Source organism: Pseudomonas sp. F220, from assembly GCF_057813935.1.
On the sequence record NZ_JBVASJ010000032.1, the window covers coordinates 18,655 to 31,795 of the forward strand.

Here is a 13,141-nt window from a genome sequence, read left to right on the forward strand (position 1 = left end):
GGATGCGCCCTACTTGATGGAAGAACAACCCATGTCCCAATCTACAGCTACTACCTCCCGTGATACCCATGAACTGTCCAGCTCTGTCGCTCCCACCGCCACGGCTGCTCTGGTCGGCCGTGTGTTCCTCAGCGCCATCTTTATTCTCTCGGGCATCTCCAAACTGAGCGCCCCGGCGATGATGATCGGCTACATCGGTTCGGTTGGTTTGCCGTTCCCGCAGCTCGCTCTGGCGTTGGCCATCATCATCGAAATCGGTGGCGGCATTGCTCTTATCGCTGGCTACCGCACCCGTACCGTTGCGCTGGTGCTTGCCCTGTTCAGCGTGTTCACCGCGCTGGCATTCCATAACAGTCTGAGCGACCAGAACCAGTTCATCCACTTCTTCAAGAACATCGCCATGGCGGGTGGCTTGTTGCAGATCGTCGCGTTCGGTGCCGGTCGCTTCAGCCTCGATGCCCGTCGTCGCTGAGCCAATGGCGCCGCAGTGGATGAACGCTTGCGGCGCCTCCCAGGTTTCATCTTTCGAAATAATCCGAGGATTCCCCATGAAAGCCATACGTGTACATGAATACGGCAGCCCAGATGTGCTGCGCCTGGAAGATGTCGCCGACCCGCTTGCGGGCGAGGGCGAGGTGCTGATCGACGTGGAGGGTGCAGCGGTCAACCCGATCGATTGGAAGATTCTTTCGGGCTCCATGAAAGCCTTCATCCCGTTGCCGTTGCCCTACACGCCGGGCGTCGAAGTGGCAGGAACGATATCCGCGATCGGCAAGGGTGTGAGTGGTTTTGCAGTCGGCGATAAGGTATTTGGTTTTATCGGCATTGTCGGTGGATCTGCCACAAAGGCTGCCGTACCAGCAGATCGCCTGGCGCTCAGGCCGCGCAGTCTTTCTGCCCTGCAGGCCAGTGGTGTGGCAACGGCGGCACTGACAGCCTGGCAAGCGTTGCATGAGCATGCGGACATCAAGGCGGGTCAGCGAGTGCTGATTCACGGTGCCGCCGGCGGAGTCGGCAGCATGGCCGTGCAGATAGCCAGGCATGCCGGTGCCACGGTCATTGCCACAGCTTCGATCGGCAACCATGGCTATCTGGAAAAAATCGGCGCGAATCAGGTGATCGACTACCGTAGCCAGGCCTTCGAGGATGTAGTGGCCGATGTGGATATCGTGCTTGACCTGATTGGCGGCGAAACCCAACTACGTTCCTGGAAGGTATTGAAGCGGGGCGGGGTCCTGGTGTCGCCGGTCAGCGCGCCGAACGCGGAGTTGGCGAAGGTGCACGGCGTTTCAGCGAAAAATTTCGCCACTCGCCCGGATGGCAGACAACTCACGGCCATCGCCGAGTTGTTCGAGGCAGGCCAACTCTCTGTAGAGGTCGAAGTGTTTCCGATCTCGCAGGTGAAGCGGGCCGTAGAAAAAAGTATGGCCGGACATACACGTGGCAAAATCGTACTCAATCTTGGCCAATAAAAATCAGGCAATAAAAGACCGCAAGCATGCAGGCGATCGCTTGATTGCATCGCCTGATTTGTTGAAGAGATGCAAACGCTTTAATGGTTGGAATCAGCGCTTTAGCGACTGGCGAAATCGAGGCACGTTTGACCTGATGCTCAAACGCTTGCACGCAAGGGTTTATTGACCTGGACACCTGGATAATCGGCTCCACAGCGGTACGCGCAATGCGACTCTTCCAGCGCTCTCATCAGCTGTCACCAACGCGCACTCATTCCCGGCAACTTGTTACCTAATATCTCGCCATGGTGCGAAAAAATACCTCAGGGCTCACCGGTCCAAGGATCGGGCGGGGTCTGTTTTTTCGCTTTTTTTATATTTGATCCAGTGTGTTGTGCGGCTTCCAGGCGTTTTGGGGGGCTGGACAAAGACGGGTGGAGGGCGGCTGGCCGCAAAGTTGCATACATGTATGTACAAGTATGTATGCCCACCATAGACGGATCTGAAGGGGGGAACGCCTGATGAAGTTGGAGGCGTTCATGATGCCGGCACATCCGCGCCATAAAGATCCGAGAGCAAACTGTTATGAAAACCAAAGTATTTCCAGGATGGTACGTAGTGTTCGCGGCACATCTGCTGCTGGCACTTATCTTTGGCGGCGCTTACTCCTTCGGGGCATTTTTTTCGCAGATCCAGTCCAACTTCGATGTGGGGCGTTTTTCCGTGGCATCGGTTTTTTCTCTGACGGCCTTCATCTACTACGCGGTCGGGGTGTTCTCCGGATCTCTGGCGGATCGCATCTCGACCCGGGTTGTGGTCTGCGCTGGCATCATCTTGCTGGCGCTCGGCTTTTTTCTCGGTAGCCCAGCCTCTGGCTCGTTGCAGCTGTTCCTGGTGTGCTTCTGCCCCCTGGTCGGATTGGGGGTCGGCCTGGTGTATGTGCCGACGGTGGCAGCGGTCCAGCGCTGGTTCGTCAAGAACCGCAGCAAGGCTTCGGGCATTGCGCTGGCGGGAACCGGTGTAGGGACTTTTGTCGGGCCGACAACTGCCGGGCTGCTGATGCAGCATTTCTCCTGGGAGTCGACGATGCAGATCTTCGCAGTGGCCATTCTTGTCGTTGGCCTGCTGGTGGCGTCGCTGGTCAGGAGCAATCCCCAGGAACTAGGCCTTTTGCCGGATGGCCTTGCCCCCTCTGCGAGCAGCGGGCTTCAGGCTGTACCCAGCGGCATGCGCTTGGCCGAAGCCGCGAGTACGGGGCGATTCTGGTGGTACTTCGGGGCGATTTTTTTTGGCTCGGTCGGGCTGTTTATCGCGCTTGTGCACATCAACCCCTACGCACGCCAGTTTGGCATTTCCGCCACCCAGGCCAATTTGTTGATCGGGCTTATCGGCGTCGGCAACGTAGCCGGCCGGTTGTTCCTGGGGAGCATCGGTGACCGGATGGGCGCGCGTCGCCTGCTGATCGTTTTGACCTTCGCGCTGGTGCTGCTCAATCTCCTGTGGCTCGCAGCCCATACATTCGTCACTCTGGCGCTGTTCGCCATTGGTTTCGGCGTGGCCAATGGTGGCTGCATATCCCACTATCCGTCGGTGGCTGCCAGTTGGTTCGGCACACCGAATCTGGGGGCAATCCTGGGCGCGCTGTACATTTCGGTCGGGGTGGCCGCCCTGATCGGAGGGAGCGTCGCAGGGCTGCTGTTCGACCTTTACCAGAGTTACGCGGCGTCGATCATGCTGGGTGCGCTCTGCGCGCTGCTGTCAGTGGCGTTCATCCTGATTGCCGGCCGCCAGTTGCCTCAGGACGCTGTCCCGGCACCCTCGGCAGGTTTCTGAACGAGGTGGCGGGTATGACTGACAACCTTGATATTCATGATCTTCGTTCCGCTCTTGGCGTGCTTGAGCGTCATGGGGGCGCAGTCGGATCTTCAGGTGCCAGCTGGTTGTATGGGCATGCCACGGGTAGCACCCATCTGCATGGCTTCCGAGTCTTCGAGTTAATTCACGAACGGCCCGACGATGGGGCTGTAAACTGGCCGCGCAAAAGGCGTTGCCTCATTGAATGCCCCAGCGGGCTTGGCTGACCGAGCCGGCTGACGATGTCGGGCCCACCGCCCATACACGACCGCCCTTTACCACCTCAAGCAAGAGATCCCCATGGCAAACCACGACCTCACCTTCCTTCCCGATCCCGACCCGGAATCCATCTCCTGCGACGTCGCCGGTTTCGGCGGCCTGCTGGTCTCCACTCAGATACCTACCCGCGCCGACGGCAGCCTGGAGCTGGGCGGCATCGTCGAGCAAAGCGAGTGCACCTTACAGGCGCTCAAGGTAGCGCTGGAGCGCGCCGGCAGTTCCATGGACCGGATCCTGCATCTGACCATCTACCTCACTGACATGGCCGACCGCGCCGCCTTCAACGAGGTCTACCAGCGCTTCTTCGCCAAGCCCTGGCCGGTTCGCGCCGCCGTTGGCGTGGCCGCACTGGCGGTCGAAGGCATGCGCGTGGAAGTCACCGCGATGGCGGCCAAGGGCTGAGTCCGCGGACTTGTTCGGCGGCTCTGCTCATCGAGCGGCCGCCACCGGGCAGCACACGGGGCCGGTCAAGCGTTTCGCCGCTACAATGCGCGCCTCCACCGTGACAAGCCTGACTAGAAAAACATGTCCCTGCCAAACATCATCTGGAACTGCTCAGCGTAGCGCCGATGCAGATATAGCAGGCGAAGCAACTACCCCCAAACGCCCAGTAAACCGCATCGTGACCTAATGACTGCTATTGGCCGTTATCTACCTGATGCAAAAGCCAGTTATCCCTGGCAACGCAGCCTATCGGTCCAGCAGAGGTGCCAGCAGTGCACACATACCGCGCCAGTGCGAACCCTCCCAGTAAACCCGTTGGCAGGCGTCGCAGCGCAGGAAGTGCGAATAGAGGGCGCCAACGCGTGGCGGCACCTGCGGCCGGGCCAGTTCCGGGCTGATCTCGTGCAGCGGCAAGTTGCAATGAAGGCACAGGCTGAATGGCCGCGCGCTACGCGCCAAGTCGAGGCGCTCGTACAATTCGCGCAGCTGCAGCGACGGTTTCAGGGCATGCACGTAACAGCCGTGGCTGATGATCCGCCGCTTGAGCAGTTCGCGGTCGCGGGTTAGCACGATGCGTCCTTGCTGCGCAGCGATCTCGGCGATCTCGCCATCCTCGAAGCCATTGTCGTAGAGGGTGTCGAAGCCGCTCATGCGCAACAGGCTGGCCAGCCCGCCAAGGTGCGCATCAGCGACGAAGCGCAGCACCCGTAAAGGTTGCGCACGAACCTTGAGCAGTGGGCTGATGTCCAGCGCTTCGAACTTGGGATACACCGCCAGCCGGTCACTGTCGAAGATCACTCGCTCGAAGCCCACCGACTCGCCGTTGAGCAGCACCAGCTCGACCTCGGTGTGCGGTATCCCGAGCGCCTCGATCATGTGCTTGACCGTCGCCCCTCGCGCGCACTCGCAGGTGAAGGACTGCCGCCGCCGTTCGGCCGGCAGGAAATCGTTGAGCTCCTCGTAGAAGCGGAAGGTTGCACTGGTCATGCTGAACAGTATGGCAGGGCTGCAGGATGAGTGAGTCCAGTCCGGACACCTTCTCCGGCAGGCCCCAAACTACGATCGTAATCATGTTGAAATTGACTATGCCATGGAGCTTCGATGCTGGATGTTCTGCTTGAAATGGTTATCCGCGTCATTTGCTACCCAGCAGGCTGGGCGTTCATCAAGGTTGTAATATTGGGAAGGCGACTTTTTCAACAGAATCAGCCAACAGTCATTCGGGTGCGTCTAGGCAGCCGGGGCGATTCAGGTCGACTTCCTTGAACTGCCATCCTAGTCGGGTGGATCTTCGTGCCGAAGTGCCACGCGCGACCGGTGAAGGCGGGGGACTGTGCGTCGAGTGGGCCGTTGCGGTTGCGGCGCGGTCGTGCCAAAGGAACGGGCCGGCGGTTCGCTAGCGAACCGTCGGCCCGCGGCCTGCCGTCACGAGGTGCGGCGGGCCGTTTTCGATGCGTGCGCCCGAGCGCTACCGATCACGACGCTTGCGCGACGCTGTACTGTGACGAGAGGTAGCGCCGGATATCGTCGGGGGCGTTGATGAAGCGCGTGCCGTTGTGCTCCTGAACTGCGATGGACGTGTCCTTCGGCACCTGCCCTTTGCCGAGCACGATCACCGGCGCAGACTGGTTGTCTTCGCCAATCAACGCGACGATCGCGTTGCGCGGACGAGGCGCGTCGATGTACGCGACGTCGACCACGTCCCGAAGCTGTGGGCAGAAGCTCAGCAAGCCTTCGACGGATACCGAGTCGCCGCAGTAGAACGGGCCTTCGGTGCCGCTGAAGAAGCCTGGACGAAGAATGAGCAGTTTGTCTTTCATGGTTGTCTCTCTGTGGTTGGGTGTTGAAGGTTGAGGTGATGTGTCGTCGATGCGCGTGAGCGTCGCGAACCGAAGCATCGATACGAGAATCGTCGACGCGCGCGCGGCGGGTCAGGCTTCCATTGGTGTCAGCGCGGCGGCGCGCAGCCGCGAGAATGCAGCTTTGAGATCGGCGATCATGTCGTCCGGGTGCTCAAGGCCTGCGTGAATTCGCAGCAGCGGGCCTTCCCACGGCCATTGAGTCGCCGTGCGGGAGCTCGCCGGGTTCGACCGGAGAATGAGGCTCTCGAAACCGCCCCAGCTATAGCCCATGCCGAAGCAGGTCATGCCGTCGAGCATCGCGCGCATCGCTTCGTCCGATTGTGGATTCAGCACCACGCCGAACAGGCCGCTCGCCCCCGTGAAATCGCGCTTCCACAGCGCGTGCCCAGGTGAGTCCGATCGCGCCGGATACAGGATCTGAGCGACTTCCGGCTGCTGCGCGAGCCATTCCGTCAGAGCATGCGCGTTGCGCTGGTGCCGCTCGAGCCGGAGCGACAGCGTGCGCAGGCCGCGCAGTGCGAGATACGCATCGTCGCTGCTCACGGTCATGCCGAGCTGCCGATAGAAGCGGTTGATCTTCGCAAAGAGCGCCTCGGTCGTGAGGATCGCGCCCATTAGCACGTCAGAGTGCCCGGAGATGTATTTCGTCGCCGCGTGAATCGACACGTCGACACCATGCTCGAACGAACGGAAATGCAGCGGCGTGGCCCAGGTGTTGTCCATCAGCACGATTGCGCCGTGCCGATGCGCGACCCGGCTGATCGCCGGAATGTCCTGCACCTCGAACGTCAGCGAGCCGGGCGACTCGACGAACACTGCGCGGGTGTTCGGACGCATCAGTGCTGCGATGTCCGCGCCGATCGACGGATTGTAGTAGGTCGTTTCGATGCCGAGACGCGCGAGCGTCTCCGAGCAGAACGCGCGAGTCGGATCGTAGACCGAGTCTGTCATCAGTAAATGATCGCCGGGACCGAGCACCGCAAGCAGCGATGTCGTGATCGCGCTGAGCCCACTCGGCGTGAGCATCGCGCGATGTGCGCCTTCGAGGCGGGCGAGCGCACTCTCAAGTGCGCGGGTGGTCGGACTGCCGCCGCGGCCGTATGCGTTCGGCGTGCCGCTCGCCGTTTTCAGCGCCTCGATGCTGTGAAAGAGCAACGTCGATTGCCGGTAGACCGGCGGGTTCACCGGCACGCCGAGCTGGCTGTGCGTGCGGCCCTCGTGGGCCAGAACGGTGTCGGTCGAATACGTGGAGTTCAAGGCGTGATCCTTTTATCGTCGGTTCAATCGAGGCGAATCAAGTGGCGCCGCATCGTCACGGCAGTCGCTGTGCTTGAAGCTATGTTAATTGCGTGCAGACGAAAATTGTTTCCAAAGAATGTCGCCAATACAGATAAGATTAGAAAAAAATTCTAACTTGGAGGCAGTATGGATAAGCGCGATGCACAGATGCTCACGATACTTCAGGAGGATGCGACGATCGGTCTGAACAACCTGGCAAAGGCAGTGAATCTGTCGCCGACGCCATGCTGGCGAAGGCTGCAGAAACTACGGGACGACGGCGTGATCTGTCGGCAGGTTGTGCTGTGCGATCCGGCCAAGCTGAACCTGGGGCTCGTTGCATTCGTGACGGTGCGCTCGAACCAGCACGGCGATGCATGGACGTCGCATTTCGTCGAGGCTGTCTGTGCGATTCCGGAGATCATCGAGATCTACCGGATGAGTGGCGACGTCGATTACATGCTCAAGGTCGTCGTGCCGAATATCGCTGGATACGACAGAGTCTACAAACGGCTGATCAAGAGCGTCGAGCTGATGGACGTGAGTTCGGCGTTCGCGATGGAGGTGATCAAGCGTACGACCGCGCTGCCGACCGATTACATCGTGATGGCATGATGCGAACGCGCCGCCCGCCGACGATCGTCGAGGGGCGGCGCGCTCTGCGTTATTGCGGCGAGGAGATGGCGTCGCGATACGCGAACAGCGCGGGCGCGCCACCCGTGTGCAGGAACAGCACTGGGCCGTCTCCTTCCACGCGGCCGCGCGCGATGCCGTCGAGCAGGCCCGCCATCGCCTTGCCGGTGTACACGGGATCGAGCAGCAGCCCTTCGGTTTGCGCGAGCAGACGAACCGCGTCGAGGCCGGCACGATTCGGCTCGCCGTAGCGCGGCGCGAAGTATTCGTCCCACAGGTCGATGCGCATGCCGGCCGGCGTCTCGACGTCGAGCAGCGTGCTGATGCGCTCGACGAGGCCCTGCACTTTCGGACGCTGCGCGGCCTCCGTGCGCGATACCGTGACGCCAATCACGGGCAGCGACGGCAATGCATGGGCGAGCGCGAGTGCGAGGCCGGCATGCGTGCCCGCGCTGCCGGACGCGAGCACCACGGCCGAGAAGTCGAGCCCCGCCGCAGAGATCTGCTGCTCGAGCTCGAGACCCGCGCGAACGTAGCCGAGCGAGCCGAGCGCATTCGAACCGCCGATCGGGATCACGTATGGGCGACGGCCTTCGTCGCGCAGACGTTGGGCCGCAGCGTCGAGCTGCCGGTCCGCGGTGTCGAGATCGTCGACGTCGTGCACGCGCACTCGGAACAAATCGAGCAACAGCCGGTTGCCGCTCTGCAGGTAATCGTCGCGTGCGGTACCTATCGGGTTTTCCAGCAGCGCAACGCAGTCGAGTCCGAGTCGTGCCGCGAGCGCGGCGGTCTGCCGGACGTGATTTGACTGGACGGCGCCGGCGGTCACGAGCACGTCCGCCTTCTCGCGGATCGCGTCCGCGGCGAGATACTCGAGTTTGCGCAGCTTGTTGCCCCCCATCGCGAGTGGCGTGAAATCATCACGCTTGACGTAGACGTCGCGGCCCACGTGGGCCGAGAGCCGCGGCAGCCACTGCAGCGGCGTCGCCGCGTCGATCAGGCTCAAGCGGGCGAAAGTATTGAGTCTCGCGGAAAGTGTTGTCATTTTCATATCGGGCCCAGTCGTTCGTTGAAGGGGCACGGCCGGATCGGCCGCGAAGCGTGGCGGGTCAGTGCAGGATCTTGTCAAGGAAGTCGCGCGCCCGCTCGGAACGCGGTGCATGGAAGAACGCGTCGCTCGCCGTATCTTCGACGATCACGAGTGCGGGTCGACTGAAGGGAAGCTTAGCGTTGTCAAAATAGAAAATGTTCCCAAAAACACACGGACTTTGGTCGTGGCTTGGAAGATTTTTTCTGGTGGTCGGCGGAGTCGATGCGACACGCGCCGCGCGGAGAGCAGGCCCGTCATCATCCCCGTTAGTGCGCATTCACAGTCCGGTCTTTGCCTTTATTAGCCTTGGCTCGAGTAAGCCACCAGCCAGAATGCACGACTGACGCACAGCTTCAGAGGGGACACCGCATGCGCCGGTAAATACCGCCGGCCAGTAACCCCTCTTTGCACCAGTCAAACTGAAACGCTTCGTCGAGTGCAAACGTCAGCTGCACATAGGCATGCAGCGCCTTGCTCTGGTGATCGAAAGCATAAATTTTTCTTATTACTGCAAATTGTAGAAAATTTTCCTAAAAACCAGCGTAAGGAATAGGAAGATTAAAACTCTTTTTCTGGAGGGTGACTGTAAGATTTATCCCATGAAATGTGCCCTGAGAGCCCCGAATATGAAGAAGATCATCACCACCCGCGTCGCTCCTGAGGCGATTGGCCCTTATTCGCAAGCCGTAAAATGCGCAGCCACCCTTTATGTTTCCGGTCAGATCGCCCTTGACCCACAGAGCATGCAGATGGTCGAAGGCATCGAAGCACAGGTCCGGCAAGCCTTTGCCAACCTGGGTGCGATTCTCGAAGAGGCCTCAATGGGCTTCGCCGATGTGGTCAAGCTGACCATCTACCTGACTGACTTGAGCCATTTCGCCTTGATCAATTCGGTGATGGAAGAGCTGTTCGCCAAGCCCTATCCCGCACGAGCGGCGATCGGCGTGAGTAGCTTGCCGCGGGCAGCGTTGGTGGAAATTGACGCGATCGCTGTGGCCGCATGCTGAGCCGGGGGAAACGATGATGAATGAATGGATCCGGTCTGCGATCAGTAGTATCTCCTGCGACCTGTTGCGCTCCGCCGACACCCATACCCACAAGCTGGACATTCCGGGGTTGAAGGGCGTCGATATCTACCTCAAGGACGAGAGCACACATCCAACCGGCAGCCTCAAGCACCGGCTGGCACGCTCGCTGTTCTTGCACGCCATTTGCAGCGGCAAGATCCGCGAGGGCACCCATGTGGTCGAGGCTTCCTCGGGTAGCACGGCTGTGTCCGAAGCCTATTTCGCCAAACTGCTTGGCCTGCCTTTCACTGCGGTCATGCCGCGCAACACCGCGAGCAAAAAGATCGTACAGGTTGAGCAGCTCGGCGGACGCTGCCACTTCGTCGATCAATCGTCCCTGGTCTATTCCGAGGCGCAGCGCCTGGCGCGCGAGAGCGATGGCCACTACATGGACCAGTTCACCTACGCCGAGCGGGCGACGGATTGGCGCGGCAACAACAATATAGCCGACAGCATCTTCCAGCAGATGACCGGCGAGCCACATCCCATTCCCCACGCGATTGTCATGAGTGCAGGCACCGGCGGCACCTCTTCGACCATCGGCCGCTACATCCGCTACAAGGGGCACGATACCCGATTGATAGTGGTGGACCCGGAGAACTCTGTATTCTATGAAAGCTACCGAACAGGCGACTCAAGTCTCACCAGCACCCATAGCAGCCGCATCGAAGGCATCGGTCGTCCCCAGGTGGAGCCGTCCTTCCTGCCGGACGTGATCGACGACATGCTCAGGGTTCCCGACGCTGCCAGCATCGCCACCCTCTACTGGCTGGAAAAGTTGCTCGGCAAGAAGGCCGGTGGCTCCACCGGTACCAATATGTGGGGCGCGCTGAGTGTTGCGTTGCGGATGCAGGAGCAAGGACTGAAGGGCTCTATCGTGACCCTGATGTGCGATAGCGGCGAACGCTATCTGGACACCTACTACGACCATGACTGGGTCGCTCGTACTATCGGTGACATCACACCCTATTCGAAACAACTCGATCGCTATCTTTAGTCTTCGCAAGGGATTACCGGCTATGAGCCAGAACAAGAGCAACTTTTCCACCCAAGTGATCCACGCCGGCGAACAGTCGAACTACGCGGACAACACAATCTTCCCAGCGATAGTCACCTCCAGTTCGTTCATCAAGCGCAGCCTTGACGACAGTCCAGACTACGCCTACGGGCGGGTCGGCAACCCCACCCGCCATGCCTACGAGAGTTGCATTGCGCAGTTAGAGAGCGGCCATGGTGCTGTGGCCTGCGCTTCGGGCATGGCTGCCACCGCCACTGTGCTCGAGCTCCTGCCCAAAGACTCCCATGTGATCGTGATGGCCGGCGTCTACGGCGGTACCTTCCGCCTGATGGAAGACTACCGCAGCAAGACCTCCGGGCTGAGCGCCAGCTACATTGACCTCAACGACCTTGAGGCCCTGGCGGCCAGCCGTCGCGACAACACCCGACTGATCTGGATCGAGACGCCGACCAACCCCCTGCTGCAATTGGTGGACCTGCAGCGCGTGACCGACTTCGCCCGCGCCCACGGCCTCCTGACCTGCGTCGACAACACCTTCTGCTCGCCCTGGAACCAGCGCCCGATCGAGTACGGCGTCGACCTGGTGATGCACTCAGCGAGTAAATACATCGGCGGGCACTCCGACTTGATCGGTGGCGTGGTGGTCGCGGCTGAGGAGTCACTGTTCGCTCGTCTGCGCTCCATCAGCATGGCCATCGGTGCGGTCCAGGGGCCGTTCGACTGCTACCTGGCCCTGCGCGGCCTGAAAACCCTCGACGTGCGCATGGAGCGCCAGTGCAGCAATGCGGCGCAGATCGCGCGCTTCCTCAGCACCCACCCGCAGGTTGAGGAAGTGTTCTATCCGGGGCTGGAAAACCATCCGCAACATGCGCTGTGCAAAAGCCAGATGCGCACCGGTGGTGCAGTGGTCTCGCTGAAGCTCAAAGCCGACCGCAAGGCGATGGCCCCCTTCATCGAGCAGCTGTCGATTTTTGTTCTGGCCGACTCCCTGGGCGGAGTTGAAAGCATGATCAACCACTCCTACAGCATGTCGCACAACTCCTTGAGCCATGAGCAGAAAATCAGCCTCGGCATCAGCGAGAACCTGGTCCGCCTGTCCATCGGCCTGGAACACGTCGACGACCTGATCGCCGACTTGAATGCCGGTTTCGAGCGACTGCGTACTACTTCGGCCGAATAACCAATACCCCTGACGACAAGAGGTACCTCGAAGTTCGCTCCACCCAATGCTGACTAAAACTGGAATGCTTTTTCACAATAATAAGGTCAAGAAAATGCAAACGAATCGCGTAGTCAAAGCCCACTGGAAAACAGCAGTACTGGCCCTGGCGCTTGCAACAAGTGTCTCGGCGTCAGCCGACCAACTCAGCGATATCAAGGCAAAGGGGGAGTTGGTCTGTGGCGTGCTTGGCACCGACGAGCCGTTCAGCTTCATGAAGAACCCGGCCACTCGCGAAATCGTGGGTTACGACGTGGATCTTTGCACTGCCATCGCCGCGAGCATTGGTGTCAAGCCAGTGGTGAAGCAATTGGCGAACACCGCACGTATCCCCGAACTGCAGCAGGGTCGTATCGACCTCCTGGCCGCCTCCTTGACCCATAGCAAGGAGCGTGAGGCCTTGATCAACTTCTCGCTCTCGACCTTTATCACCGGGCAGAAGATGATGGTCAAGGCGGACAGTGGCATCGATCAACTGGACCAATTGGCAGGCAAGAAGATACTGACGATCAAAGGCACTACGATGGAGCAGTCCGTCAGATCGAAGCTCCCCACAGCCCAGATTGTCTCGTTCGACACCAACCCTCAGGCCTTGCTCGCTCTGCAACAGGGCAAAGGTGTGGCTTACGCCAACGACGAAACTTCATTGGCCGGTAATTTCGCCAAGCTCGGAGATACGGCAAAAGATTTCCGGATCCTCCCACAAAATTTTTCGACCGAACACTTGGCGTTGGGACTGAGGAAAGGCGAACCCGCCTTCCAGGAGCAGGTGAACAAGACTCTGCGTGATCTGGAGTCTTCCGGCGAGGCCCAGAAACTGTTCACCAAATGGTTTGGTCCAGACTCCAACATGAAGTTCGCCAGCCGGTCGTTCAAGATCGAAACCGACAACATCAACTGACTTGTTGAAGGCCCGGCCTTCGGCCGGGCTACGGGCCCATTT

At 60.2% G+C, this 13,141-nt stretch carries 13 protein-coding genes and 1 pseudogene; 9 read left to right on the forward strand and 5 right to left on the reverse strand.

What is annotated here, in order from left to right:
• The first annotated feature begins 31 nt into the window (after window positions 1-31).
• The 4 genes from ACZYSM_RS22545 to ACZYSM_RS22560 all read left to right on the forward strand — a co-directional run bounded on the left by ACZYSM_RS22545 (window position 32) and on the right by ACZYSM_RS22560 (window position 3,989).
• Window positions 32-472, forward strand: a complete 441-nt coding sequence (locus ACZYSM_RS22545) for a DoxX family protein (RefSeq protein ID WP_489074735.1) — start codon at window positions 32-34, stop codon at window positions 470-472.
• A 76-nt stretch (window positions 473-548) separates the two neighbouring features.
• Window positions 549-1,472 carry an NADP-dependent oxidoreductase gene (locus tag ACZYSM_RS22550; protein ID WP_489074737.1) on the forward strand — a complete coding sequence of 308 codons (924 nt, stop codon included), beginning with the start codon at window positions 549-551 and terminating at the stop codon, window positions 1,470-1,472.
• Between the two features lie 567 nt (window positions 1,473-2,039).
• Window positions 2,040-3,287 (forward strand): MFS transporter, encoded by a 1,248-nt coding sequence (locus tag ACZYSM_RS22555; RefSeq protein WP_489074739.1) that lies wholly within the window; start codon window positions 2,040-2,042, stop codon window positions 3,285-3,287.
• Window positions 3,288-3,608: 321 nt separating this feature from the next.
• Window positions 3,609-3,989, forward strand: coding sequence for a RidA family protein (locus tag ACZYSM_RS22560; protein ID WP_489074741.1), 381 nt, complete (start codon window positions 3,609-3,611; stop codon window positions 3,987-3,989).
• A 288-nt stretch (window positions 3,990-4,277) separates the two neighbouring features.
• Here ACZYSM_RS22560 and ACZYSM_RS22565 read toward each other — a convergent pair whose 3' ends face one another.
• From ACZYSM_RS22565 to metC, 3 genes are all read right to left on the reverse strand, one after another.
• Window positions 4,278-5,018, reverse strand: coding sequence for a Mut7-C RNAse domain-containing protein (locus ACZYSM_RS22565; RefSeq protein WP_489074743.1), 741 nt, complete (start codon window positions 5,016-5,018; stop codon window positions 4,278-4,280).
• 488 nt (window positions 5,019-5,506) lie between these two features.
• Window positions 5,507-5,851: a DUF3088 domain-containing protein gene (locus ACZYSM_RS22570; RefSeq protein ID WP_489074745.1), complete on the reverse strand. Its 345-nt coding sequence runs from the start codon at window positions 5,849-5,851 to the stop codon at window positions 5,507-5,509.
• 111 nt (window positions 5,852-5,962) lie between these two features.
• Complete coding sequence (gene metC, locus ACZYSM_RS22575) at window positions 5,963-7,150, reverse strand: cystathionine beta-lyase (protein WP_489074747.1); 1,188 nt, start codon at window positions 7,148-7,150, stop codon at window positions 5,963-5,965.
• A 168-nt stretch (window positions 7,151-7,318) separates the two neighbouring features.
• On the opposite strand from metC, the gene ACZYSM_RS22580 reads away from it, so the two are divergent.
• Window positions 7,319-7,786, forward strand: coding sequence for an Lrp/AsnC family transcriptional regulator (locus tag ACZYSM_RS22580; protein ID WP_489074749.1), 468 nt, complete (start codon window positions 7,319-7,321; stop codon window positions 7,784-7,786).
• A gap of 49 nt (window positions 7,787-7,835) precedes the next feature.
• On the opposite strand, the gene ACZYSM_RS22585 is transcribed toward ACZYSM_RS22580, so the two are convergent.
• The gene (locus tag ACZYSM_RS22585) at window positions 7,836-8,855 is read right to left on the reverse strand and encodes a D-cysteine desulfhydrase (RefSeq protein ID WP_489074751.1); all 1,020 of its coding nucleotides are present in this window, start codon (window positions 8,853-8,855) and stop codon (window positions 7,836-7,838) included.
• Window positions 8,856-9,197: 342 nt separating this feature from the next.
• A pseudogene (locus ACZYSM_RS22590) lies at window positions 9,198-9,373 on the reverse strand (IS21 family transposase); the annotation flags it as partial.
• Between the two features lie 147 nt (window positions 9,374-9,520).
• Between ACZYSM_RS22590 and ACZYSM_RS22595 the strand changes: the two are divergent.
• The 4 genes from ACZYSM_RS22595 (at window position 9,521) to ACZYSM_RS22610 (ending at window position 13,099) form a co-directional block, all read left to right on the forward strand.
• On the forward strand, window positions 9,521-9,901 hold the full coding sequence (locus ACZYSM_RS22595; protein ID WP_489074753.1) for a Rid family detoxifying hydrolase: 381 nt from the start codon (window positions 9,521-9,523) through the stop codon (window positions 9,899-9,901).
• 13 nt (window positions 9,902-9,914) lie between these two features.
• On the forward strand, window positions 9,915-10,958 hold the full coding sequence (locus tag ACZYSM_RS22600; protein WP_489074755.1) for a PLP-dependent cysteine synthase family protein: 1,044 nt from the start codon (window positions 9,915-9,917) through the stop codon (window positions 10,956-10,958).
• Between the two features lie 22 nt (window positions 10,959-10,980).
• Entirely contained in the window at window positions 10,981-12,159 is a 1,179-nt protein-coding gene (locus ACZYSM_RS22605) for a trans-sulfuration enzyme family protein (RefSeq protein WP_489074757.1), read from the forward strand.
• 94 nt (window positions 12,160-12,253) lie between these two features.
• Window positions 12,254-13,099: an ABC transporter substrate-binding protein gene (locus ACZYSM_RS22610; protein WP_489074759.1), complete on the forward strand. Its 846-nt coding sequence runs from the start codon at window positions 12,254-12,256 to the stop codon at window positions 13,097-13,099.
• Window positions 13,100-13,141 lie beyond the last annotated feature (42 nt).